This is a genomic window from Serratia sp. (in: enterobacteria), from assembly GCF_052400455.1.
Taxonomy (GTDB): domain Bacteria; phylum Pseudomonadota; class Gammaproteobacteria; order Enterobacterales; family Enterobacteriaceae; genus Serratia; species Serratia ureilytica.
The window spans coordinates 1,074,235-1,099,560 of the sequence record NZ_CP185812.1; the positions used below are offsets into that span (position 1 = coordinate 1,074,235).

Below are 25,326 nucleotides of genomic sequence, written 5' to 3' on the forward strand. Positions count from 1 at the left end.
TCAAGCGTAAATTGCACACACGAGTGAATTAATGAGAACGGTTTGCATTAAACAACTGAAGCAAAAGAAAAAGGCCGCATGCGCGGCCTTTTCGATTATCGGGTAGAAATTTCTTCACTGAACGATCAGTGATGTTCTACCGGGTGGCTGTGTTCCAGGTCTTCGTTCTTCTTGCTGAAGCGGCGGCGAACCACCACGAAGAACACCGGTACGAAGAAGATCGCCAATACGGTCGCGGTGATCATCCCGCCCATTACGCCGGTACCTACCGCGTTCTGTGCGCCGGAGCCTGCGCCGCTGCTGATAACCAGCGGCAGAACCCCGAGGATGAAGGCCAGGGACGTCATCAGAATTGGACGCAGACGCATACGCACCGCTTCCAACGTCGCTTCGATCAGACCTTTGCCTTCTTTCTCCATCAGATCCTTGGCGAATTCCACGATCAGGATGGCGTTCTTCGCCGATAGACCGATGGTGGTCAACAGCCCCACCTGGAAGTACACGTCGTTATTCATGCCGCGCATCGTCGCGGCCAACAACGCACCGATAACCCCCAGCGGCAATACCAGCATGACCGAGAACGGCACGGACCAGCTTTCATACAGCGCCGCCAGACACAGGAACACCACCAGAATCGAGATGGCGTACAGCGCCGGCGCCTGGTTGCCCGACAGACGTTCCTGATAGGACATGCCGGTCCAGTCGTAACCGATGCCGCTTGGCAATTTGGACGCCAGCTGTTCCATCAGGTTCATCGCTTCACCGGTACTCTTGCCCGGTGCAGCCTGGCCCAGAATTTCCATCGACGGCAAGCCGTTATAGCGTTCCAGACGCGGTGAGCCGTATTCCCATTTCGCCGAAGAGAAGGCGGAGAATGGCACCATCTGGCCGCTGGTACCGCGCACGTACCACTTGTTGATGTCTTCCGGCAGCATGCGGAATGGCGCTTCGGCCTGTACGTACACCTTCTTCACACGACCGCGGTCGATGAAGTCGTTGACGTACGAACCGCCCAGTGCGGTGCTCAGCGTGCTGTTGATGGTGGTGATGCTCACGCCCAGCGCCTTGGCTTTCTCCTGATCGACGATCAGTTTGAACTGCGGCGTATCTTCCAGGCCGTTCGGGCGCACGCCCACCAGCACGTCCGGATGCTGAGCAACCATGCCCAACAGCTGGTTACGCGCTTCGGTCAGTTTTTCGTGCCCCAGGCCGCCCTGGTCAATCAGCTCGAAGTCGAAGCCGGTTGCGGTACCGAGTTCGATGATCGCCGGCAGGTTGAACGGGAACACCAGGCCTTCTTTAATCTGCGAGAAGGCGCCCATGGCGCGACCCGCGATCGCTTCCACCTTGTTCCCGGCCCCTGGACGCTCACCCCAGTCTTTCAGGCTGACGAATGCCAGGCCGTTGTTCTGGCCGTTACCGTTGAAGCCGAAGCCCGCGACGGTAAACACCGAAACCACGTTGTCCTTTTCCTTGTTCAGGAAGTAGTCGGAGACTTCTTCCAACACCTTGTTGGTGCGGGATTCGGTGGCGCCGGCAGGCAACTGCACCATGGTCAACAGGATGCCCTGATCTTCGTCCGGCAGGAACGAAGAAGGCAGGCGCAGGAACAGCAGGCCCATGCCAACCACGATCAGCAGGTAGATGATCAGGTAGCGGCCGGTGCTGCGCAGGATGTTGCCCACGCTGTCGGTATAGTGATGCGTGCTCTTCTCGAACATGCGGTTAAACCAGCCGAAGAAGCCCGTTTTAACCCCGTGATCGCCTTTCGGGATCGGTTTGAGCAGGGTGGCGCACAGCGCCGGCGTCAGGATCAAGGCCACCAGCACCGACAGCGCCATCGCGGACACGATGGTGATCGAGAACTGACGATAGATGGCGCCGGTTGAACCGCCGAAGAACGCCATCGGCACGAATACCGCCGACAGCACCATGGCGATACCCACCAGCGCGCCCTGGATCTGGCCCATCGATTTACGGGTCGCTTCTTTCGGCGGCAGCCCCTCTTCGGACATGACGCGCTCGACGTTTTCCACCACCACGATGGCGTCATCCACCAGCAGGCCGATCGCCAACACCATGCCGAACATCGTCAGGGTGTTTATCGAGAAGCCGAACGCCGCGAGTATCGCAAAGGTCCCCAGCAACACCACCGGCACCGCGATGGTTGGGATCAGCGTCGCGCGGAAGTTCTGCAGGAACAGATACATCACCAGGAATACCAGGATGATGGCTTCGATCAGCGTTTTCACCACTTCGTTGATGGAGATCTTAACGAATGGGGTGGTGTCGTACGGATAAACCACTTTCATCCCTTGCGGGAAGAAGGGCGCCATCTTGGCCAGCTCGTCTTTCACACCTTTGGCGGTGTTCAAGGCGTTGGCGCCGGTCGCCAGTTTGATACCCAGGCCGGCGGCAGGCTTGCCGTTATAACGCGCGGTAACGGCATAGCTTTCCGCGCCGCGCTCAATGTGAGCGACGTCGCGCAGGCGCACCTGGGAACCGTCGGTATTGACCTTCAGCAGGATCTTGCCGAACTCTTCCGGCGAAGTCAGACGGGTCTGCGCGATGATCGAGGCGTTCAACTGCTGCCCCGGCACCGGCGGCAGGCCGCCCAGCTGGCCTGCGGCGATCTGGTTGTTCTGCTCGGTGATGGCGGAGGTCACATCCGTGGTCGTCAGCTGGTAGTTGTTCAGCTTGTTCGGATCCAGCCAAATGCGCATCGCGTACTGGGCACCGAACAGCTGCACTTCACCCACGCCGGACGAACGGCTGATCGGGTCCTTGATGTTGGACGCCACGTAGTCCGCAATATCGTCCTGAGTCATGTTCGGATCGTCGGAAACGAAGCCGGCCACCATCAGGAAGCTGCTGCTGGATTTTTCTACTTTCAGGCCCTGCTGCTGAACTTCTTGCGGCAGCAGCGGGGTGGCCAACGACAGTTTGTTCTGGACCTGAACCTGTGCGATGTCAGGATCGGTGCCGGACTCAAACGTCAGGGTAATGGTGACGCTACCAGAGGAATCACTGGTGGAGGACATGTACATCAGGTTATCGATACCGTTCATGTTCTGTTCGATAATCTGTGTGACGGTATCCTGCACCGTTTTGGCATCTGCGCCCGGGTAGTTGGCGGAAATACTCACCGCCGGCGGTGCAATAGTGGGATACTGCGCGATTGGCAGTTTCATTATTGCAAGCACCCCCGCCAACATGACGATGATGGCGATTACCCAGGCGAAAATTGGGCGGTCTATAAAGAACTTAGCCATGTATTACAGGCTCCTTTTTATGACTTCTGCGCTTCAGACTGCGGCTGTTTTTGCGCCTGAGTGTCAACTTCCTGCACTTTTACCTGCGCGCCCGGATGCACTTTCATCAGGCCGGTGACGATGACGCGATCGCCGGCTTTCAGGCCATCGGTAACCAGCCATTTGTCGCCAATCGCCTGGTCCGCCTTCAGCGTGCGCAGCTCAACTTTGTTGTCTGCCCCTACCACCAACGCCGTCGCGTCGCCGCGCGGGTTGCGGGTGACGCCCTGTTGAGGCACCAGCAACGCATCGCTGCGTACGCCTTCGTCCAGACGGGCGCGCACGAACATGCCAGGCAACAGCGTATCGTTCGGGTTAGGGAACAGGGCGCGAATGGTGATGGAGCCGGTGGTCTCATCGACGGTGACGTCGGAGAACTCCAGCGTGCCTTCCTGCGCGTATTCGGTGCCGTTTTCCAGCATCAGTTTCACTTTGGCCTTGCCGTTTTCCTGCTTCAGCGCGCCGCTGGCCAGTTCTTGCTTCAGGCGCAGGAAGTCGGTGCTCGACTGGGTGACGTCGACATACATCGGATCCAACTGCTGCACGGTGGACAGGGCGGTTGCCTGGCCGTTGCTGACCAGCGCGCCTTCGGTCACGGCGGATTTGCCGATGCGGCCGGAGATCGGAGAGGTCACCTTGGTGTACGCCAGGTTGATGCGCGCGGTTTCCACGGCGGCCTTGGCGGCCACCACGGCGGCATCCGCTTGCTGCAGCGTGGACACGGCGTTGTCATAGTCCTGCTTGCTGATGTAGCTGGTGCCCAGCAATGGCTTGTAGCGGTTTACCGTCACGCGCGCGATGGAAGCGCTGGCCTGCGCTTTGGCCAAATCGCCTTTCGCGCTGTCGTAGCTGGCCTGATAGGTCGCGGGATCGATTTGGTACAGAGACGTCCCGGCCTTGATATCGCTGCCTTCAACGAAGTTACGCTTCAGGATGATGCCGCTGACCTGAGGGCGAACTTCGGCGATGCGATACGCAGCGGTGCGGCCAGGAAGATCGGTAGTGATATTGAGAGGCTCGGCCTTCAAAGTGACTACGCCCACTTCAGGAGCCTGCTGTTGGGCGCCTTGCTGTTGGGTTTCTTTATCGTTACATCCTGTTAGCACTAAGCTGCCTGAAAGCATCAGAACGGCCGCCAGAGGCGTTAACCCTCTGTTTTTGTTCATAGAAAAACCTCAAGTGTCCGATTTCAAAATGATCAATGGATCACAAGCTTTAAAACCCATTGCTGCGTTAATTATATGTGCGTGCTATGGTACATACATTCGCGAATGTATGTAAATCACACTCCCCCTAAATAACAATGCCATGGCACGAAAAACCAAACAGCAGGCGCAAGAAACCCGACAGCAAATCCTCGATGCTGCGGTGAGAGAGTTCTCTGAACGTGGCGTTGCTGCAACGTCACTGACAGATATTGCCACCGCTGCCGGGGTTACGCGTGGAGCCATTTACTGGCACTTCAAAAATAAGGTAGACCTGTTTAATGAAGTTTGGGAATCTACCGAGCCGAAAATTGACCAGCTCGAAACAGAGTATCAGGCAAAGTTTCCCGATAATCCACTGCGGGTTATCCGGGAAATTCTGATTTACATTCTGACGTCTACGGTTGAAGACGGCCGCAGGCGGGCGTTGATGGAGATTATATTCCACAAATGCGAGTTTGTCGGTGAAATGATGCCGCTGCTGGATTCGCGCAAGGTGTTGTACCTCGCCGGCTACGAACGCATCGAAGCGGTGCTGTATAACTGCATTCACCACGAGCAATTGCCCGCCGATTTGCATACCCGCCGTGCGGCGATCATCCTGCGCGGTTATATCACCGGCCTGATGGAAAACTGGCTGTTTATGCCGGAAAGTTTCGATCTGCGGGCCGAAGCCGAAGCGCTGGTCGATGCGTTTTTGGAGATGCTGCAGTTTTGCCCCACCTTGCGCCTCAACCCCGACGTCGACCGCCTTCCTTTATAAGGAGAGATTTCATGTCATCAGTTGTTCTCATCGCCAACGGCGCCGCCTATGGCCATGAATCCTTGTTCAATGCGCTGCGGTTGGCCATCGCGCTGAAAGAGCAGCAAAGCAGTCTCGACCTGCGGCTGTTTCTGATGTCCGACGCGGTGGTGGCCGGGCTGGCAGGACAGCAGCCGCACGAAGGATACCATCTGCAGCAGATGCTGGAGATCCTCACCGCGCAGCAGGTGCCGGTCAAGCTGTGCAAGACCTGCGCCGACGCGCGCGGCGTCAGCCGCTTGCCGCTGGCGGACGGCGTGGAGATCGGCACGCTGGTCGAACTGGCGCAGTGGACGCTGGCGGCGGAGAAAGTGCTCACTTTCTGATTTCGCGACAACGGGACATCACCGGCAACGTTTTTGTTGTTCGTTGCCCGCCGGCGATCGTGATAATCTTCAGGCTTCTTAACCGATCCGAAGCTAAATCATGCATCGCTGGTTGACTCTGCCCTCTCTGACGCCGCGCTCGTTTGTCGGCGCATGCCGGCGGCGCATCGCCGCCGCGACACTCCTTTTCCTGATTTGCGCGCTGAGCTTGCCGGTGCAGGCGGCGCTGAACGGCGATTTGCCGCAGCGCAGCGAAGTGCAAAGCCAGCTGGAAGCGCTGAACAAGCAAAAAGCCCTGACGCCGGTCGAAAAGCTGTCCCAACAGGATTTAACCCGCACGCTGGAGCTGCTGGACGCCATCGAGCGCAATCGGCAGGATGCGGCGCAGCTTAAACAGCAGGTGCAGCAGGCGCCGGCGAAGCTCAATCAGGTGACCGCCGAGCTGGATGCGCTGAAGCAGCCGGTAGACAATGCGGCGGCGCGCGCCGCGCTGTTGCCGCTGTCGCTGCGCCAATTGGAAAGCCGGCTGTATCAAACGCTCGACGAGCTGCAAAGCGCGCAGGAGAGCCTCTCTACTTACAACAGCCAACTGGTGTCGCTGCAAACCCAGCCTGAACGAGTACAAAGCACCATGTACGCCGCTTCGCAGCGCCTGCAGGAGATCCGCAGCCAGCTCAGCGGCCAGACGCCGGGGCAAGATTCGCTGCGCAACAGCCAGCAGGTGATGCTGACCACCGAGCAGGCGTTGCTCAACGCACAGCTTGAGCTGCAGCGCAAAAGTCTGGAAGCCAATACCACGCTGCAGGATCTGCTGCAAAAACAGCGTGATTACACCACGGCGCATATCGACGCGCTGGATCGCTCGGTGCAGTTGCTGCAGGAGATCGTCAACAGCAAACGTTTGACGCTGTCTGAAAAGACCGCTAAAGAGGCGCAAAACCCGGAAGACGCCACCGATATCCAGCGCGATCTGTTGGTCAGCAAACAGCTGGACGTCAACCGCCAACTGAGCCAGCGGCTGATCGCCGCCACCGAAGAGAGCAACACCCTGTTCCAGCAGAACATTCGGGTCAAAAACTGGCTCGACCGCGGGCTGCAGGCGGAGCGTAACCTTAAAGAACAGATCCAGGTGCTGAAGGGCAGCCTGGTGCTGTCGCGCATCCTGTATCAGCAGCAGCAGAGCCTGCCGCAGGGCACGCTGTTGGCGGATATGGACACGCGCATCGCCGATTTGCGGCTGGAGCAGTTCGATATCAATCAGCAACGCGACGATCTGTTCAAGGGAGAGGATTACATCAACCAGCTGGTGGCCGAAAGCAAGGAAAAGGCCGGCCCGGAGGTGATCGACGCGTTAAACGAGATCGTCGATATGCGCCGCGAACTGCTGGATCAGCTGAACAAGCAGCTCAGCAACCAGCTGTCGCTGTCGATCAACCTGCAGATCAATCAGCAGCAGCTGACCAGCGTTTACGGTTCGCTGCAAGATACGCTGACCCAGCAGATTTTCTGGGTTAACAGCAACAAGCCGGTCGATCTGGCGTGGCTGAAGGCGATGCCGGAGGCGGTGCGCGATCAGATTGCCGGTCTCGATCTCAAATTCGACGGCGGCAAGCTGGTGCAGGGCGGGCTGAATGCGCTGGTGTTCCTGATCCCTATGCTGTTGGCGATCGGGGTATTGCGCTGGCGCTACCGGCTGATCGACGGCCATTTGCAAAAGCTGGCCAACGACGTGGGGCAACTTAAGCGCGACGGCCAACTGCACACGCCGAAGGCCATCGCGCTGACCTTGCTGAAAGTGTTGCCCGGCGCCGCGTTACTCCTCGGCGTCGGTTTCTGGATGTATCGCGCGGATTTCGGCATCAGCGACTTTATATGGGCATTGTCGCAGCAGCTGGCGCTGTCGTGGCTGGTGTTCGGCTTCAGCTATCGCATGCTGAAACCGGACGGCATCGCCGAGCGGCATTTCAACTTCGGCGCCAACCTGTGCGCGCATTACCGCCGTCAGACGCTGCGGCTGGGGTTGGCGCTGCAGCCGTTGATCTTCTGGTCGGTATTGGGCGAGAAAGCGCCGCTGCGTCTGGTGGAAGACGTGATCGGCCAGATCGTGGTGATGTTGACGCTGGCGCTGCTCACGGTGCTGGTGTTCCCGCTGTGCCGCGACAGCTGGCGTGAAAAAGGCTCGCATGCCGTGCGGCTGGTGGTGGTCACCGCGCTGGCCGCCACGCCGCTGATCCTGCTGGGGCTGATGTTCGCCGGCTACTTCTATACCACGCTGCGGCTGGCCAGCCGCTGGATGAGACAGCCTGTATCTGTTTTTCCTGTGGAATATCGTATACCTGACCGCGCTGCGCGGCCTGAGCGTGGCGGCGCGGCGTCTGGCTTACCGGCGCGCGTTGGCGCGGCGGCAAAACGTGGCGAAAGAAGGAGCCGAAGGCGGCGAACCGGTGGTGGAAGAGCCGCCGCTGGCGCTCGATCAGATCAACCAGCAGTCGCTGCGCCTGACCACCCTGGTGCTGTTCGCCATCTTCGCCAGCGCCTTCTACGCCATTTGGTCGGATCTGGTGACGGTCATCGCTTATCTGGACAGCATCACGCTGTGGCATTACACCAGCACCGTGGCGGGCAGCAGCGTGTCGCAGGCGGTGACGCTGGGCAACATGATGGTGGCGATCGCCGCAGTGATTGTCGCCTACGTGCTCACCCGCAACTTGCCCGGTTTGCTGGAGGTGGTGGTGCTGTCGCGGCTGCAACTGCGGCAGGGGGCGTCTTACGCCATCACCACCGTGCTCACTTACCTGATTACCGCCGTGGGCGCCGTGGTTGCGCTGGGATCGCTCGGCGTATCCTGGGACAAACTGCAATGGCTGGCCGCCGGTCTGACGGTCGGGCTGGGCTTCGGCCTGCAAGAGATCTTCGCCAACTTCGTCTCCGGCCTGATCATTCTGTTCGAACGCCCGATCCGCATCGGCGATACCATCACCATCGGCACCTTCTCCGGTTCGGTCAGCAAGATCCGCATTCGCGCCACCACCATTACCGACTTCGATCGCAAAGAGGTGATCATTCCGAACAAGGCGTTCGTCACCGAGCGTCTGATCAACTGGTCGCTGTCCGATACCATCACCCGCGTGCTGATCAAGGTCGGCGTGGCCTACGGCTCCGATCTCGACAAGGTGAAAAAGGTGCTGCTGCAGGCGGCGCACGACAATCCGCGGGTGATGACCGATCCCGAACCGCAGGTGTTCTTCCTCAACTTCGGCGCCAGCACGCTGGATCACGAACTGCGGCTCTATGTGCGGGAACTGCGCGATCGCAGCTACACGGTGGACGAACTGAATCGCTCAATCGACCGCTTGTGCCGGGAAAACGGCATCGACATCGCCTTCAATCAGCTGGAGGTGTATCTGCATAACCAGCAGGGCAATGAAGTGCAGGAAGTGAAAAGAACGCTATCGCCGGACGACGGCGGCCAGACGGCGGCGGATAAGCAATGAGAGGCGAAAGGGACAGCGGCGCTGTCCCCGGTTACTGTCCGGCAGGCAGATAGGGAGAGGTGACGCCGGCGCGCTGCAGCTTTTCCTGATAATCCCGTTTGACGATATCCAGCGCCGCCAGCGCGGTGGCCGGATCGATCTCGTTGCATTCCAGCAGGTAAATCAAGTCTACCGCCAGCTGCAGTTCGGGTGAGGCGTTTTCCAGAGACATAGCACCTGCGCTTATTTAATTAATGGGATGAATAACTCGGGTATCGGCAGAGTATAGTGAACCCGGCGCGCAACCGGGGAATAATCATTAAAATATTGTGATAAATCTTCAAAAACCGTTTTCTTTGCGCTCGATATTGCGCTCGATGCGCGCCAACGCCTGACGACAGCGCATCAGCCGCCCCTCCAGCGCCGCCAGCTCGTGCTGCAGCTTTTGCTGCGCCGCCAGCGTGGTCTGGCGCCCCAGCAGGCTTTCCCGATCCTGAATCATGGCGATCAGCCGGCGTTCGTAATCCTGATGCTCGGCCAGCTTGTGGTAGAGATCGACCTCGGGGGCTTCCTTCGGCTGATTTTTGCGCCGCAGCGCCTGGGTCGCCAGCTCGCGCTGCAGGGCGGCGATCTGAGCCACCAGTTTTTCGGCCAGAAAGGCCACCTGGCTGGCGCGGCTGTCGTTAGCGGCGTTTTGCAGCTGGGCGAAGTTTTTCTCCACTTCGGCCAGGTAGTCGCGCAGCCGCGTGCCGCGGTTGGCGAACAGGGCGGCGTCGAACCGCGCCTGCGGGATCGGGGCGTCGCCGCGCGGGCTGACTTCGGCCGCCAGCGCCGCAATCTGCTGTGCCAACACCTGTAATAGACGCTGAGTGCTCACATAAGCTCCCTCTTGATTTCAACAGGCGTAAGCTTGCCCGCGAAGCCGTCCTGAAACAAGCGCCGCATGCATATTCCGCCGGCGCGGCGCCGATGCTACAGTAAGCCGCAACCGATTGAGGAGCGAAGAACCGCATGACGCGTGGGTTATTGATCATTTTGGGCTGGTTGGCGGTGGTGCTGGCGACGTTGGGCGTGGTGTTGCCGCTGTTGCCGACCACGCCGTTCCTGCTGTTGGCCGCCTGGTGCTTCGCCCGCTCCTCGCCGCGCTTTCATCACTGGCTGCTGTACCGTTCCTGGTTTGGCCCTTATCTGCGCCATTGGCAGCAGCATCGCGCGCTGCCGCCGGGGGCGAAGTGGAAAGCGGTGCTGGTGATCGTGCTGACCTTCGCCTGTTCGCTGTGGCTGGTGAAAATCTGGTGGGTGCGCGGGCTGTTGCTGCTGATGTTGGCCATTTTGCTGACCTTTATGCTGCGCCTGCCGGTTATTGATCTGCCGCAACAAAAACAGCGCTGATTGTACCTTAAACTCCTCAATAGCTTTCAAGCCGCAGCCAGGCGACAAACGCAGGCATCCCCGGGAGCTTACTTAGGTAAGTAATGCGTGCGGTCAACAACGCTGCGGGTTGAAAGATGCAGGGGAGAGTTGCATTTGTCCGCCAGTTTGCATAGATTTGGGCGTTTTCGTGCGCGGATCGCCTGCCATTTTTTCTCCGGTGTGTTTCACCCGGGGGCGGCGGGTGAGCGGCGCGCCGGTTTTCAGGCAGTTTTATCAGGCAACAATTATGACCGCTACTGCGCAGCAGCTTCAGTTTATTAAAGACAGTATCAAAACCATCCCGGATTATCCGAAGCCGGGCATCCTGTTCCGCGACGTGACCAGCCTGCTGGAAAACCCGTTGGCCTACGCCGCCAGCATCGAGCTGCTGGTTGAGCGCTATCGCGAAGCGGGCGTGACCAAGGTGGTGGGTACCGAAGCGCGTGGTTTCCTGTTCGGCGCGCCCGTCGCGTTAGCGTTGGGCGTCGGTTTCGTGCCGGTGCGCAAACCGGGCAAACTGCCGCGCGCCACGCTCAGCGAAAGCTATGAGCTGGAGTACGGCACCGACAAGCTGGAGATCCACACCGACGCCATCACCGCGGGCGACAAAGTGCTGGTGGTGGACGATCTGCTGGCGACCGGCGGCACCATTGAAGCGACCACCAAACTGATCCGCCGTCTGGGCGGTGAAGTGAAAGACGCCGCGTTCATCATCAACCTGCCGGATCTGGGCGGAGAAGCGCGTCTGAACAAGCTGGGCATCGACTGCTACTGCCTGGTGGACTTCGCCGGTCATTGATGCGGCATCGCCCCTTGGGCACAACGGCCTCGCGGATTGCCGCGGGGCTGTGTTAGCATGACCCTCCAGATTACTCGACTTCTCCGGTATTAATGAGCTATCAGGTTCTCGCCCGTAAGTGGCGCCCTCAAACGTTCGCAGACGTGGTCGGCCAGGAACATGTCCTGACCGCGCTGGCCAACGGCCTCTCGCTGGGGCGGATCCATCACGCCTATCTGTTCTCGGGCACGCGCGGCGTGGGGAAAACCACCATCGCCCGCTTGCTGGCCAAAGGCCTGAACTGTGAAACCGGCATCACCGCCACGCCGTGCGGCCAATGCGACAACTGCCGCGAGATCGAGCAGGGGCGCTTCGTCGATCTGATCGAGATCGACGCCGCTTCCCGAACCAAGGTGGAAGATACCCGCGATCTGCTGGACAACGTTCAGTACGCGCCGGCGCGCGGCCGCTTCAAGGTCTACCTGATCGATGAAGTGCACATGCTCTCGCGCCACAGCTTCAACGCGTTGCTGAAGACGCTGGAAGAGCCGCCGCCGCACGTCAAATTCCTGTTGGCCACCACCGATCCGCAAAAATTGCCGGTGACCATTCTTTCCCGCTGCCTGCAGTTTCACCTCAAAGCGCTGGACGTCGATCAGATCCGCCAGCAGCTGGAAACGGTGCTGACGGCGGAGCAGATCACCAGCGACGCCCGCGCGCTGCAGCTGCTGGCGCGCGCCGCCGACGGCAGCATGCGCGATGCGCTGAGCCTGACCGATCAGGCGATCGCCATGGGGCAGGGGCAGGTGACCGCCGCCACCGTCAGCCAGATGCTCGGTACGCTCGATGACGAGCAGCCGCTGGCGATCCTCGAAGCGCTGGTCAGCGCCGACGGTGAAAAGGTGATGGCGCAGGTCGCGCAGGCCGCTTCGCGCGGCGTGGATTGGGAAAACCTGCTGGTGGAGACGCTGGCGTTGCTGCACCGCATTGCGATGGTGCAACTGCTGCCTTCGATGCTCGACAACCACTACGCCGCCGTGGAACAACGGCTGCGTGAGCTGGCGCGCACCCTGCCGCCGGCCGATGTGCAACTCTATTACCAGACGCTGTTGGTGGGCCGCAAAGAGCTGGCCTATGCGCCGGATCGCCGCATGGGGGTTGAGATGACCCTGCTGCGCGCGCTGGCGTTTCACCCGAAAGCGGTGATCCCGGAGCCGGTGGCGTTGGTGCAGACCGCGCCGACGCCGATGGCGCAGCCGCAGCAGGCCGCATCGCCACAGCCGCCGCAGTTTCAGGACGCGCCGCCGCCGCTAGGGCAGCCGGCCGCGCCGCAGCGACAATCATCGACCCCTTTACCGGATGCCACCGCCCAGCTGTTGAAAGCGCGGTCCCAGCTGCAACGGCAGCAGGGAGCATCCACACCAAAAAAGAATGAGCCGGCGGCGCCAGGAATAGCGCGGCCGGCAAACTCGGCGCTGGGGCGTTTGGCTTCCGTGACCGAGCGCAGCCAGCAGCGCCTGGCGGAGAAGAAGGTGCCGGAAAAACCGGCGAAACCGGAAGCCTATCGTTGGCGCGCGCAGACCGAGCCCGAGGCGGCGCCGGAACCGCTGGCGACGCCGAAAGCGCTGCGCACGGCGTTGGAGCACGAGAAAACGCCGGAGCTGGCCGCCAAGCTGGTGGTGGAGTCGCTGGAGCGCGACGCCTGGGCGGCGGAAATCGATAAGCTGAAGATCCCGAAACTGGTGCAGCAGCTGGCGTTGAACGCCTTCAAGCAGCAGCCGGAGCCGGGCAAGATTAGCCTCCATCTGCGGTCTTCGCAGCGCCATCTGAATTCGCCTTCGGCGCAGAAGACGCTGGCCGACGCGCTCGGTGAGCTGTACGGCAGCCCGATCGAGCTGACCGTGGTGGAGGACGATAATCCGGCGGAGCGCACCCCGCTGGAATGGCGACAAGCCATCTATGAGGAAAAGCTGGCGCAGGCGCGCCAGTCCATCGAAGCGGATACCAACATTCAGACGCTGCGCCGATTCTTCGACGCGGATCTGGATGAAGAGAGTATTCGCCCCCTTTAAACGCTGCGCGATGTGCGCGGCCCTAGCGACGAGAGACGACTATGTTTGGTAAAGGCGGTCTGGGCAACCTGATGAAGCAAGCCCAGCAAATGCAAGAAAAAATGCAGCAGATGCAGGAAGAAGTCGCCAAATTGGAAGTGACCGGCGAATCTGGCGCCGGCCTGGTGAAAGTCACCATCAATGGCGCGCACAACTGCCGCCGCGTGGAAATCGATCCAAGCCTGATGGAAGACGACAAAGAGATGCTGGAAGATCTGATCGCCGCTGCGTTTAACGACGCCGCGCGCCGCATCGAAGAGACCCAGAAAGAGAAAATGGCCTCCGTCTCCAGCGGCATGCAGTTGCCGCCTGGCTTCAAGATGCCGTTCTGATGCAAACCAGCCCGCTCCTTGAATCCCTGATGGAGGCGCTGCGCTGCCTGCCGGGCGTCGGCCCGAAATCGGCTCAGCGCATGGCGTTTCAGCTGCTGCAGCGCGATCGCAGCGGCGGCATGCGCCTGGCGCAGGCGTTGACGCGCGCGATGTCGGAGATCGGCCACTGCGCCGACTGCCGCACCTTCACCGAGCAGGACGTCTGCACCATTTGCGCCAATCCGCGCCGCCAGCAAAACGGCCAGATTTGCGTGGTGGAAAGCCCGGCGGATATCCACGCCATCGAGCAGACCGGCCAGTTCGCCGGGCGCTACTTTGTGCTGATGGGGCATCTGTCGCCGCTGGACGGCATCGGGCCGGGCGATATCGGTCTGGATCGCCTGGAGCAACGGCTGGAAAAGGAAAGCATCACCGAAGTGATCCTCGCCACCAACCCGACGGTGGAAGGGGAGGCGACCGCCAACTATATCGCCGAGATGTGTGGCCAGTATGGCGTGCTCGCCAGCCGCATCGCCCACGGCGTGCCGGTGGGCGGCGAGCTGGAGATGGTCGACGGCACCACGCTGTCGCATTCGCTGGCGGGGCGCCACGCCATCAAGTTCTGATGTTTTCCCGGATGGGGCCGCCCGGCCCCATTGTTTTTTGCCAAAAATTTCCCGCCGTCCGCTTGAAAAACAAGACCCTGACCCTCATCTGATCCTCATTGTTCGATTTTGGTAGCCATTGTCTTTGAGGTAATCAATGAGTATGAAAGGTCAAGAAACCCGCGGGTTCCAGTCTGAAGTAAAACAGCTGCTTCATTTGATGATCCATTCGCTGTACTCCAACAAAGAAATTTTTCTGCGCGAGCTGATCTCCAACGCCTCTGACGCCGCCGACAAGCTGCGCTTCCGCGCTCTGTCCGCGCCGGAGCTGTATGCCGGCGACGGCGAGCTGCGCGTGCGTTTGTCCTTCGATAAAGAGCAGCGCACCCTGACCATTGCCGACAACGGCATCGGTATGCGCCGCGAAGAAGTGATCGAAAACCTCGGCACCATCGCCAAATCGGGCACCAAAGCGTTTCTGGAATCCATCGGTTCCGACCAGGCGAAAGACAGCCAACTGATCGGCCAATTCGGCGTCGGTTTCTACTCGGCGTTCATCGTGGCGGACAAAGTGACCGTGCGCACCCGCGCGGCCGGCGCCGCCGATGACGAGGGCGTGTTCTGGGAGTCCGCCGGTGAAGGCGACTACACCATCGCCGACATCACTAAAGAGACCCGCGGCACCGAAATCACCCTGCATCTGCGCGAAGGCGAAGATGAGTACCTCGACGCCTGGCGCCTGCGCTCGGTGATCGGCAAATATTCCGATCACATCGCCTTGCCGGTAGAGATCGAAAGCAAGAACGAAGAAGACGGCACCGTCACCTGGGAGAAGATCAACAAGGCGCAGGCCCTGTGGACCCGCAGCAAGGCTGACGTGACCGACGAAGAGTACAAAGAGTTCTACAAGCACATCGCCCACGATTTCACCGATCCGCTGAGCTGGAGCCACAATCGGGTGGAAGGCAAGCAGGAATATACCAGCCTGCTGTATATCCCGGCGCAGGCGCCGTGGGACATGTGGAACCGCGATCACAAGCACGGCCTGAAGCTGTACGTGCAGCGCGTGTTCATCATGGACGACGCCGAGCAGTTCATGCCGAACTATCTGCGCTTCGTGCGCGGCCTGATCGATTCCAACGATCTGCCGCTGAACGTATCGCGCGAGATCCTGCAAGACAGCCGCGTGACGCAGAACCTGCGCGGCGCGCTGACCAAGCGCGTGCTGCAGATGTTGGATAAGCTGGCCAAAGACGACGCCGAAGGCTACCAGAAATTCTGGCAGCAGTTCGGTCTGGTGCTGAAAGAAGGCCCGGCGGAAGACAACGGCAACCAGGAAGCGATCGCCAAACTGCTGCGCTTCGCCACCACCCACGGCGACAGCTCGGCGCAGACCGTGTCGCTGGAAGAGTACGTCGGCCGCATGGCGGAAGGGCAGGAAAAGATTTACTACATCACCGCCGACAGCTACGCCGCCGCCAAGAGCAGCCCGCATCTGGAGCTGTTCCGCAAGAAAGGTATCGAAGTGCTGCTGTTGTCCGATCGCATCGACGAGTGGATGATGAGCTACTTGACCGAGTTCGACGGCAAGCCGTTCCAGTCGGTCAGCAAGGCGGATGAAACGCTGGATAAACTGGCGGATGAAACCGAAGAGCAGAAGGCGGCCGAGAAGCAGTTGGAACCGTTCATCGAACGCGTGAAAACCCTGCTGGGCGACCGCGTGAAGGATGTGCGTCTGACGCACCGCCTGACCGATACGCCGGCGATCGTGGTGACCGACGCCGACGAGATGAGCACCCAGATGGCCAAGCTGTTCGCCGCTGCGGGCCAGCAGGCGCCGGAAGTGAAGTACATTTTCGAGCTTAATCCTGAGCATGCGTTGGTCAAACGCGCATCCGACGTGGGCGATAACGAACATTTCGCCGAGTGGATCGACCTGCTTTTGGATCAGGCGCTGTTGGCTGAACGCGGCACGCTGGAGGATCCGAACCTGTTCATCCGCCGCATGAACAAGTTGCTGTCCGCCTGAAGTTGATTATATGCGCCCTTAACGGCACCGTTAGGGGCGCATTTCCTGTTTTTCCCTGCATTTTCCCCTCTTTTGTTCGCTTGAATTTTTGCATGTTCCGCAATCGATTTCCTTCGCGCGCCTTGAGCCTGCCCCCCCTGAAATGGTATCGTTGAGCGTTTTCGCAATTTTATAAAAACTACATAGCAAGGGGATTTACGCAATGCGTATCATTCTGCTGGGCGCTCCGGGCGCTGGTAAAGGTACTCAGGCTCAATTCATCATGGAGAAATACGGCATTCCGCAAATCTCCACCGGTGATATGTTGCGCGCAGCCGTGAAGGCCGGCAGTGAACTGGGCAAGCAGGCGAAAGAGATCATGGACGCCGGCAAGCTGGTGACCGATGAGCTGGTGATCGCGCTGGTCAAAGAGCGCATCGCTCAGGAAGATTGCCGCAAGGGCTTCCTGTTGGACGGCTTCCCGCGCACCATTCCGCAGGCTGACGCGATGAAAGAAGCCGGCATCAACGTGGACTTCGTGCTGGAGTTCGACGTGCCGGACGAGCTGATCGTTGACCGCATCGTTGGCCGCCGCGTGCACGCGCCGTCCGGCCGCGTATACCACGTGAAGTTCAATCCGCCGCAGGTGGAAGGCAAAGACGACGTGACCGGCGAAGAGCTGACCACGCGCAAGGACGATCAGGAAGAGACCGTGCGCAAGCGCCTGGTGGAATACCATCAGATGACCGCGCCGCTGATCTCTTACTACAGCAAAGAAGCGGCAGCGGGCAACACCCAATACCGCAAAATCGACGGCACCCGCAAGGTGGCCGAAGTGAGCGCAGAGCTGGCGACTATCCTCGGTTGATAGCAAGCTGGCTGTGCATGACGCCGGGCCTGTGGCCCGGCGTTTTTTTTTTGCCGTTTTCCCGCCAAATTGTGATCGCGGCGGCTTGTTGCGGCCGTGCCCGTTAATCGCCCGCGCCAAATGGCGTATAACAAGCCTGCGTTTTCATCCTCAGCAGGGAGCCGGCATGCTCAGACAGACCAAACTTCTGGCGGAAGCCACCGCGCGCCAGATCGTCCAGCGGGCGATGGGCATCATCAGCCATTCCGTCAACGTGATGGACAGCAACGGCGTGATCATCGCCTCCGGCAACCCGCAGCGTCTGTTCCAGCGTCATGAAGGCGCGGTGCTGGCGCTGGCGGAGAATCGGGTGGTGGAAATCGATCGCGCCACCGCCGAACACCTGAAGGGCGTGCGGCCCGGCATCAACCTGCCGTTCAGCTTTCGCAATCAGCGGGTGGGAGTGATCGGCATTTCCGGCGAGCCGGCCGAGGTGCGCTCCTACGCCGAGTTGGTCAAAATGGCGGCGGAGATGATGGTGGAGCAGGCGGCGCTGCTGGATCAGCACCAGTGGGAAAAACGCTACCGGGAAGAGCTGGCGAACCAGCTGTTGCAGCCGCAGCCGAACACGGCGTCGCTGGAAGCGATGGCGGCGTATCTGGGATTGGATCTGCGCCAGGCGCGCATCGTCTGGATCGTCGAGCTGCAAGAGGCGCAGCCGCACCTGCTGCGCGAACTGCTGGCTGAGCTGGAGGCCACCCAGCGCGATGCGTTGATCGCCATTACCGGCTTCAATGAAATGACCCTGCTGCGCCCGGCCAGCATGGCGCAAGGCGAGTGGAGCCTGAAGCTGGAGCGCCAACAGGCGCAGCGTTTGCAAAACCAGCTAAAGCATCGCTTTCGGGTGCGGCTGATCGTCGGCGGTTTCTACGACGATCCGCAAAGCGCCTACCGCTCCAGCCTGACCGCGCGCGCCACCCAGGCGATGGCGCAGCGCCTGAAATTGCGCCACGCCACGCTGTTCTACCACGACTATCCGCTGCCGTCGCTGCTGTGCGATCTCGGGGAGGACTGGCGAGCGCAAGAGCTGGGGCGCCCCTGGCGGACGCTGGAGGAACAGGATGAAAAAGGCGTGCTGCGCGCCACGCTGCGCCACTATTTTTCGCAGAATTGTGATCAGACGCAGGCCGCCGCGCAGCTGCATATTCACGTCAATACCCTGCGCTATCGCCTGCAGCGCATCGAAGCCATAACCGGCATGAAAATCAATCAATTAACTGACTCTCTGCGGTTGTATATCGGCATGCTGATGCACGACTGAGTTGTGCCAACCCACAAATTCCGCGCCGTTCCTTCGGCGATTTTTTGTTGTTTCCCCTCAGGCCAACGCCGGGCGCGCGGGATATGTTGGCCTGCACATCAACCACGGAGAAAACAACAATGACAACCGTATCCACTCTGGGGGCGCTGGTGGCGTTAGCCGTCGCCATCGTCCTGATTCTACGCAAGGTTCCACCGGCTTACGGCATGATTGCCGGCGCGCTGGCGGGCGGGCTGTGCGGCGGCGCCGATCTGGTGCAGACCGTGACGCTGATGATCGGCGGGGCGCAGGGCATCACCAACGCCGTGATGCGCATTCTGGCGGCGGGGGTATTGGCCGGGGTGCTGATCGAATCCGGCGCGGCGCACACCATCGCCGAAACTATCGTACGCAAGGTGGGCGAAACCCGCGCGCTGCTGGCGCTGGCGGTGGCTACACTGATCCTGACGGCGGTGGGGGTGTTTATCGACGTGGCGGTGATCACCGTCGCGCCGATCGCGCTGTCGATCGCCCAAAAGGCCGGCATTTCTCGTGCGGCGATCCTGCTGGCGATGATCGGCGGCGGCAAGGCCGGCAACGTGATGTCGCCCAACCCGAACACCATCGCGGCGGCGGACAACTTCCACGTGCCGCTCACCTCGGTGATGATGGCCGGCATCGTGCCGGGGCTGTGCGGCCTGGTGGTGGCCTATCTGCTGGCGCGTCGCCTGAGCGATAAAGGCGGCAGGGTGATGGCTGAAGAGCTGACTCAGCATGCCGAAGGGGCGCGGCCGGGCTTCGCTGCGGCGATCAGCGCGCCGCTGGTGGCGATCCTGCTGCTGTCGCTGCGGCCGATCGCCGGTATCGCCGTCGATCCGCTGATCGCGCTGCCGGCCGGCGGTTTGGCGGGCGCGCTGCTGATGGGGCGAATTCGTCAGTGCAATCAGTTTATGGTATCTGGCCTGTCGCGCATGGCGCCGGTGGCGATCATGCTGCTCGGCACCGGCACGCTGGCGGGCATTATCGCCAACTCGGCGCTGAAGGATGTCTTGATTACCGGTTTGACGCACACCGGGCTGCCGGCCTGGCTGCTGGCGCCGCTGTCCGGCGCGCTGATGTCGATGGCGACCGCCTCGACCACCGCCGGCACCGCCGTCGCCTCCGGGGTGTTCAGCTCCACGCTGCTTGAGCTGGGGGTGAGCGGATTGGCCGGCGCGGCGATGATCCATGCGGGCGCCACGGTGCTGGATCACCTGCCGCACGGCAGCTTCTTCCACGCCACCGGCGGCAGCGTCAATATGGCGGTGCACGAGCGGCTCAAGCTGTTGCCGTATGAAACGCTGGTGGGGTTCACCATCGCGGCAATCTCGGCGCTGATGTTTGGCGTATTTAACCTGGCGGGATAAGGAACAGTGATGAAAACGCTGAAAAAAGTGGTTATTGCCCCGGATTCTTTCAAAGAGAGCCTGAGCGCGCTCGGCGTCGCCGACGCCATTGAGCGGGGATTCCGTCAGATTTACCCGCAGGCACACTACGTGAAGCTGCCGATGGCGGACGGTGGTGAAGGCACGGTGGAGTCGATGGTGGCGGCCACCGGCGGTGAAATCGTTCAGGTGACGGTCACCGGCCCGCTGGGGGAGCCGGTGCAGGGGTTCTATGGCTTGTTGGGCGACGGCGAAACCGCGGTGATTGAAATGGCCGCCGCCTCCGGGCTGCATCTGGCGCCGCCCAACCGGCGCGATCCGCGCATTACCACCAGTTACGGCACCGGCGAACTGATGCTGGCGGCGCTGGATCGCGGCGTGAAGGCGATCGTTCTCGGCATTGGCGGCAGCGCCACCAACGACGGCGGCGCCGGAATGATGCAGGCGCTGGGCGTTAAATTGCTGGATAAGGATCGTCGCCCGCTGCCAATGGGCGGCGCGGCGCTGGCGCAGCTGGCGCACCTCGATCTCGCCGGACTGGACGCACGTTGGCAGCGGGTGAGCGTAACCGCCGCCTGCGACGTGGATAATCCGCTGTGCGGTGCAAAGGGCGCGTCGGCGGTATTTGGGCCGCAGAAAGGGGCGACGCCGGAGATGGTGGCGCAGCTCGATGCGGCGCTGCATCACTACGGCGAACTGCTGGAACGGGAAACCGGCCGCGCCGTGCTGGCCCAGCCAGGGTCGGGCGCGGCGGGCGGCATGGGGGCGGCGCTGCTCGGCATGCTCAACGCGCGTTTGCGGCCGGGCATCGAGATTGTCACTGAAACCCTGCGCCTGGATGAAGCGGTGCGCGATGCCGATTTGGTGATCACCGGCGAAGGGCGGCTGGACAGCCAGTCTGTCCACGGTAAAACGCCGATCGGCGTGGCGCGGGTAGCCAAGCGTCACGGCGTGCCGGTGATCGCCATTGCCGGCAGCCTGGCGCCGGATTATCCGGTGGTGCATCAGCACGGCATCGATGCGGCGTTTTCGGTGCTCGATCGCATCGTGACGCTGGAAGACGCGCTGGCGGACGCCGATCGCAATCTGCAGGTGACGGCGCGCAATGTGGCGGCGGTATGGCAGCTGGCGCAAGGAAGATGCCCACAGGCATAGCCTGTTGCTGTTATCGGTTTCGACGCAGGACTTTTCCGTTACAATAGCCGGCATTAATGGCTGCTGACATCCCGACCCAGAACGGAATGCCGGCCGGAAAGGAAATGAGGGGAACTGAGATGAAGCAAGAGAAACACGGCGTATTGCTGGTGAACCTGGGCACGCCAGATGCGCCGACCTCGTCGGCGGTCAAACGCTATCTGAAGGAATTCCTCAGTGACGATCGCGTGGTCGATACGGCGCCGCTGATCTGGTGGCCGATCCTCAACGGCGCGATCCTGCCGATCCGCTCGCCGCGCGTGGCGAAACTCTATCAGTCGGTGTGGATGGAAGAGGGTTCGCCGCTGCTGGTGTACAGCCGCCGCCAACAGCGGGCGCTGGCGGCGCGCATGCCGAATACGCCGGTGGAGTTGGGCATGAGCTACGGCTCGCCGAGCCTGGCGGAAGCCATCGACAAGCTGCTGGCGCAGGGCGTGACCAACCTGGTGGTGCTGCCGCTCTATCCGCAATATTCCTGTTCCACCAGCGCGGCGGTATGGGATGGCGTGGCGCGGGTGCTGAAAGGCTATCGCCGCTTGCCTTCTGTGGCCTTCATTCGCGATTACGCCGAACACCCGGCCTATATCGCCGCGCTGCAACAAAGCGTGGAGCGCTCGTTCGCCGAGCACGGCCAGCCGGACCGGCTGGTGCTGTCTTTCCACGGCATCCCCAAACGTTATGCGCGGCTGGGCGACGACTACCCGCAGCGCTGCGAGGATACGCTGCGAGCGCTGAGCGCGACGCTGCCGCTGGCGCCGGAGCGGGTGATGATGACGTACCAATCGCGCTTCGGCCGCGAGCCTTGGCTGACGCCGTATACCGATGAGACCCTAAAAGGGCTGCCGGCGCAGGGCGTGAAGCACATTCAGCTGATCTGCCCCGGTTTCTCAGCGGACTGCCTGGAAACGCTGGAAGAGATTAAAGAGCAGAACCGCGAGATCTTCCTTAAGGCCGGCGGCGAGAAATTTGAATACATCTCTGCGTTGAACGACGAGCCGGCGCATATTGACATGATGCAGCAACTGGTGGCGCAGCGTCTGTAATCATCCATAATCTGTCTATTAGATGCATCGTGATCGGGCGGGGATGTGTTAACATTCTCCGCTTGTTAAACCGCCACCACCACCAATCACATGAAATTTCCTGGTAAACGCAAGTCCAAACACTATTTCCCGGTGAGCGCCCGCGATCCGCTTCTGCAGCAGGCCCAGCCCGAAAGTGAAATCAGCACCTCGTATATCGTCGGCATCGACCAGACGCTGGTGGATATCGAGGCGAAAGTGGACGACGCTTTTGTCCAGCGCTACGGCCTGAGCCTGGGCCACTCTCTGGTGATCGAAGATGACGTCGCCGAGGCGCTGTATCAGGAATTGAATGAAAACAACCTGGTCACCCATCAGTTCGCCGGCGGCACCATTGGCAACACCATGCACAACTATTCGGTGCTGGCGGACGACCGCTCGGTGCTGCTCGGCGTGATGTGCAGCAACGTGAAAATCGGCAGCTACGCCTACCGTTATCTGTGCAATACCTCCAGCCGCACCGATCTTAACTATCTGCAGGGCGTTGACGGCGCCATCGGCCGCTGTTTCACGCTGATCGGCGAAAGCGGCGAGCGCACCTTCGCCATCAACCCCGGCCAGATGAACCAGCTGCGCCCGGAAAGCATCCCTGAAGAGGTGATCGCCGGCGCGTCGGCGCTGGTGCTGAGCTCTTATCTGGTGCGCTGCAAGGAAGGGGAGCCGATAAAGGAGGCTACCCTGCAGGCGATCGAATACGCCAAAAAGCACGATGTGCCGGTGGTGCTGACCCTGGGCACCAAGTACGTGATCGCCGACAACCCGCAGTGGTGGCGCGACTTCCTGAAGGAAAATGTGACCATTCTGGCGATGAACGAAGACGAAGCGCTGGAGCTGACCGGGCTGAGCGATCCGCTGACCGCCTCGGACATGGCGCTGGAGTGGGTGGATCTGGTGCTGTGCACCGCCGGGCCGAACGGCCTGTATATGGCGGGCTACACCGAAGAGGCCAACAAGCGTCAGACCCAGCACCCGCTGTTGCCGGGGCATATCGCCGAGTTCAACCGCTACGAGTTCAGCCGCGCCATGCGTCGCGAACACTGTGACCATCCGCTGCGCGTTTACTCGCACATCGCGCCGTATATGGGCGGGCCGGAGAAGATCATGAACACCAACGGCGCCGGCGACGGCGCGCTGTCGGCGTTGCTGCACGATATCGCCGCCAACGGTTATCACCGCCACAACGTGCCGAACTCGAGCAAGCACGTGCGCAGTTACCTGACATACTCTTCGTTGGCGCAGGTGTGCAAATACGCCAACCGCGTCAGCTACCAGGTGTTGAACCAGCATTCGCCGCGTCTCACTCGTGGCCTGCCGGAGCGCGAAGACAGCCTGGAAGAGTCCTATTGGGAGCGTTAACCCGCTGAAAAAGAAAAGGTCCGGCATGCCGGACCTTTTTTAATGCGCGGTGCCTCAGATCGGGCAGCCCCCCATTTTTTCTTCTTCGCTCAGGGTATCCAGCTGCAGGATGTTCAGCATGCTGTTAGCGATCTCCCGTTCGCCCATCACCACCTGATTGGCGCCGCGATCGGTGATGTAGGCCACCTCGTCGTCGTAGTGGGCGCGGGCGATGATCTCGATGTTCGGCCGCTTGGCGCGCGCCGAGGCGACGATCTCGCCGGCCTCATAGCCGTTCGGGATGGTCAGCAGCAGCCAGCGCGCGCAGTCGAGCCGCGCCAGATCCATCACTTCCGGATTGGCGGCGTTGCCCAGCACCGTCTTGATGCCCTGTTCGCGCAGCGCTTCCACCCGCGGACGGGAGTTCTCGATCACCACCAGCGGAATGCCCGCCTCGGCCAGTTTGCCGCCCAGCAGGCTGCCGACGCGGCCGTAGCCGACCACCAGCGCATGGTTGCACATGTCCACCGGGATCTGCTTCTCTTCTTCCACCGCCTCTTCGAGAATTTGCTCTTCGATGGTTTCGGTTTTGGCCAGATAGCGCTCCAGCAGGGTGAACAACAGCGGGTTGAGCATGATCGACAAAATGGCGCCGGCCAGCACCAGATTGCGCCCGTGTTCCGACATCATGCCGAGCGCGATGCCGAGGCCCGCCAGAATAAAGGCGAACTCGCCGATCTGCGCCAGGCTGGCGGAGATGGTCAGCGCGGTGCGCTTGGAGTGGCCGAACATTTTCACCAGCAGGAACGCGGCGGCGGATTTGCCGAACACGATGATCGCCAGCGTCGCCAGCACCGCCAGCGGTTCGTTAATCACGATCATCGGATCGAACAGCATGCCAACCGAGACGAAGAACAGCACGGCGAACGCGTCGCGCAGCGGCAGGGTGTCGTGCGCCGCGCGGTGGCTCAGCTCGGACTCGTTAAGCACCATGCCGGCGAAGAAGGCGCCCAGCGCGAAGGAGACGTCGAACAGCTTCACCGCGCCGTAGGCGATGCCGAGCGCCAGCGCCAATACCGCCAGGGTGAACAGCTCGCGCGAGCCGGTGCTGGCGGTTTTCGACAGGATCCACGGCACCAGGCGGCGGCCGACCACGATCATCAACGCAATGAAGGCGATGACCTTACCGATGGTCAGCGCCAGCTCCATCAGCAGCTGGCCGCTGCTGGCGTTGTCGTTGCCCAGCATGTTGCCGAAGGCGGGCAGTAATACCAGCGTCAGCACCATCGCCAAATCTTCGACGATCAGCCAGCCGATGGCGATTTGCCCGCGCTGGCTGTCGATCAATTGCCTCTCCTCCAGCGCGCGCAACAGCACCACGGTGCTGGCGGTGGAGAGACAGAGGCCGAACACCAGGCCGGAGATCAGATCCCAGCCGAGCAGCTTGGACAGCCCCATGCCGAGCAGGGTAGCGACGGCTATCTGCGCCACGGCGCCAGGTATGGCGATAGATTTTACTGCGAGGAGGTCTTTCAAAGAGAAGTGCAGGCCAACACCGAACATCAACAGGATAACGCCGATTTCCGCCAGTTCCGGCGCCAGTGAGGTATCGGCGACGAAACCGGGGGTGAACGGGCCGGCGAGCACCCCTGCGGCCAGATACCCCACCAGGGGTGAGATGCGCAGGCGGTTCGCCAGCATACCGAGGAGGAAGGCGAGTACTAACCCTCCGACGATGGTGGTGATGAGCGGTGTTGAATTATGCATCCATACTCCTTCTGGCTATGCATCGCGGCACGGG

Annotated in this window: 20 protein-coding genes, 1 pseudogene and 1 other annotated feature; of the genes and pseudogenes, 15 read left to right on the plus strand and 6 right to left on the minus strand. The window is 61.1% G+C overall.

Translation table 11 applies throughout. The features are described from left to right. Positions 1-125: 125 nt before the first annotated feature. Positions 126-3,272, minus strand: coding sequence for a multidrug efflux RND transporter permease subunit SdeY (gene sdeY / locus ACORQT_RS05145; RefSeq protein ID WP_033651107.1), 3,147 nt, complete (start codon positions 3,270-3,272; stop codon positions 126-128). A 17-nt stretch (positions 3,273-3,289) separates the two neighbouring features. Beyond that, a complete protein-coding gene (sdeX, locus tag ACORQT_RS05150) occupies positions 3,290-4,477 on the minus strand; it encodes a multidrug efflux RND transporter periplasmic adaptor subunit SdeX (RefSeq protein ID WP_033642108.1) in 1,188 nt (395 codons plus the stop codon). Between the two features lie 142 nt (positions 4,478-4,619). Between sdeX and acrR the strand changes: the two genes are divergently transcribed. Next, positions 4,620-5,279, plus strand: coding sequence for a multidrug efflux transporter transcriptional repressor AcrR (acrR, locus tag ACORQT_RS05155; RefSeq protein ID WP_033642109.1), 660 nt, complete (start codon positions 4,620-4,622; stop codon positions 5,277-5,279). Positions 5,280-5,290: 11 nt separating this feature from the next. Then, positions 5,291-5,644 (plus strand): DsrE/DsrF/TusD sulfur relay family protein, encoded by a 354-nt coding sequence (locus ACORQT_RS05160; protein WP_042783805.1) that lies wholly within the window; start codon positions 5,291-5,293, stop codon positions 5,642-5,644. Here ACORQT_RS05160 and ACORQT_RS05165 read toward each other — a convergent pair. Continuing rightward, positions 5,634-5,966 carry a hypothetical protein gene (locus ACORQT_RS05165; RefSeq protein WP_444859437.1) on the minus strand — a complete coding sequence of 111 codons (333 nt, stop codon included), beginning with the start codon at positions 5,964-5,966 and terminating at the stop codon, positions 5,634-5,636. The genes ACORQT_RS05160 and ACORQT_RS05165 overlap by 11 nt on opposite strands. Here ACORQT_RS05165 and mscK point away from each other — a divergent pair. Next, positions 5,883-9,138, plus strand: a pseudogene (gene mscK, locus ACORQT_RS05170) (mechanosensitive channel MscK). The gene ACORQT_RS05165 and the pseudogene mscK sit on opposite strands and share 84 nt — an antisense overlap. Positions 9,139-9,169: 31 nt before the next feature. Here mscK and rsmS read toward each other — a convergent pair. Beyond that, positions 9,170-9,349, minus strand: a complete 180-nt coding sequence (gene rsmS, locus ACORQT_RS05175) for a pleiotropic regulatory protein RsmS (protein WP_016928837.1) — start codon at positions 9,347-9,349, stop codon at positions 9,170-9,172. Between the two features lie 108 nt (positions 9,350-9,457). After that, positions 9,458-9,994, minus strand: a complete 537-nt coding sequence (priC, locus tag ACORQT_RS05180; RefSeq protein ID WP_033642112.1) for a primosomal replication protein PriC — start codon at positions 9,992-9,994, stop codon at positions 9,458-9,460. Positions 9,995-10,128: 134 nt separating this feature from the next. On the opposite strand from priC, the gene ACORQT_RS05185 reads away from it, so the two are divergent. The 12 genes from ACORQT_RS05185 (at position 10,129) to ACORQT_RS05240 (ending at position 23,546) form a co-directional block, all read left to right on the plus strand. Beyond that, positions 10,129-10,509, plus strand: coding sequence for a DUF454 family protein (locus tag ACORQT_RS05185; RefSeq protein WP_016928835.1), 381 nt, complete (start codon positions 10,129-10,131; stop codon positions 10,507-10,509). A 268-nt stretch (positions 10,510-10,777) separates the two neighbouring features. Continuing rightward, positions 10,778-11,329 carry an adenine phosphoribosyltransferase gene (apt, locus tag ACORQT_RS05190; RefSeq protein ID WP_019454166.1) on the plus strand — a complete coding sequence of 184 codons (552 nt, stop codon included), beginning with the start codon at positions 10,778-10,780 and terminating at the stop codon, positions 11,327-11,329. Positions 11,330-11,421: 92 nt separating this feature from the next. Then, positions 11,422-13,380 carry a DNA polymerase III subunit gamma/tau gene (gene dnaX, locus ACORQT_RS05195; protein ID WP_047025747.1) on the plus strand — a complete coding sequence of 653 codons (1,959 nt, stop codon included), beginning with the start codon at positions 11,422-11,424 and terminating at the stop codon, positions 13,378-13,380. Further along, positions 12,713-12,777 (plus strand) — a sequence feature (DnaX frameshifting element). (Overlaps the previous gene by 65 nt.) A 41-nt stretch (positions 13,381-13,421) precedes the next feature. After that, positions 13,422-13,751: a YbaB/EbfC family nucleoid-associated protein gene (locus ACORQT_RS05200; protein WP_004940264.1), complete on the plus strand. Its 330-nt coding sequence runs from the start codon at positions 13,422-13,424 to the stop codon at positions 13,749-13,751. Then, positions 13,751-14,356: a recombination mediator RecR gene (gene recR / locus ACORQT_RS05205; protein ID WP_004940263.1), complete on the plus strand. Its 606-nt coding sequence runs from the start codon at positions 13,751-13,753 to the stop codon at positions 14,354-14,356. Before ACORQT_RS05200 ends, recR begins: the two co-directional genes overlap by 1 nt. Positions 14,357-14,498: 142 nt before the next feature. Further along, a complete protein-coding gene (gene htpG, locus ACORQT_RS05210; RefSeq protein WP_033651110.1) occupies positions 14,499-16,364 on the plus strand; it encodes a molecular chaperone HtpG in 1,866 nt (621 codons plus the stop codon). Positions 16,365-16,566: 202 nt separating this feature from the next. After that, a complete protein-coding gene (adk, locus tag ACORQT_RS05215; protein ID WP_004940261.1) occupies positions 16,567-17,211 on the plus strand; it encodes an adenylate kinase in 645 nt (214 codons plus the stop codon). Between the two features lie 166 nt (positions 17,212-17,377). After that, positions 17,378-18,511 (plus strand): sugar diacid recognition domain-containing protein, encoded by a 1,134-nt coding sequence (locus ACORQT_RS05220; RefSeq protein ID WP_164057371.1) that lies wholly within the window; start codon positions 17,378-17,380, stop codon positions 18,509-18,511. 119 nt (positions 18,512-18,630) lie between these two features. Further along, positions 18,631-19,896 (plus strand): GntP family permease, encoded by a 1,266-nt coding sequence (locus ACORQT_RS05225; RefSeq protein ID WP_033651112.1) that lies wholly within the window; start codon positions 18,631-18,633, stop codon positions 19,894-19,896. A gap of 9 nt (positions 19,897-19,905) precedes the next feature. Then, positions 19,906-21,069: a glycerate kinase gene (locus ACORQT_RS05230; protein WP_033651113.1), complete on the plus strand. Its 1,164-nt coding sequence runs from the start codon at positions 19,906-19,908 to the stop codon at positions 21,067-21,069. Positions 21,070-21,188: 119 nt separating this feature from the next. Beyond that, entirely contained in the window at positions 21,189-22,151 is a 963-nt protein-coding gene (gene hemH, locus ACORQT_RS05235) for a ferrochelatase (protein ID WP_004940253.1), read from the plus strand. Positions 22,152-22,241: 90 nt separating this feature from the next. Continuing rightward, positions 22,242-23,546 (plus strand): inosine/guanosine kinase, encoded by a 1,305-nt coding sequence (locus ACORQT_RS05240; RefSeq protein ID WP_099783768.1) that lies wholly within the window; start codon positions 22,242-22,244, stop codon positions 23,544-23,546. A 54-nt stretch (positions 23,547-23,600) separates the two neighbouring features. Here ACORQT_RS05240 and ybaL read toward each other — a convergent pair whose 3' ends face one another. Beyond that, complete coding sequence (ybaL, locus tag ACORQT_RS05245; protein ID WP_025160055.1) at positions 23,601-25,292, minus strand: YbaL family putative K(+) efflux transporter; 1,692 nt, start codon at positions 25,290-25,292, stop codon at positions 23,601-23,603. Between the last annotated feature and the right edge of the window lie 34 nt (positions 25,293-25,326).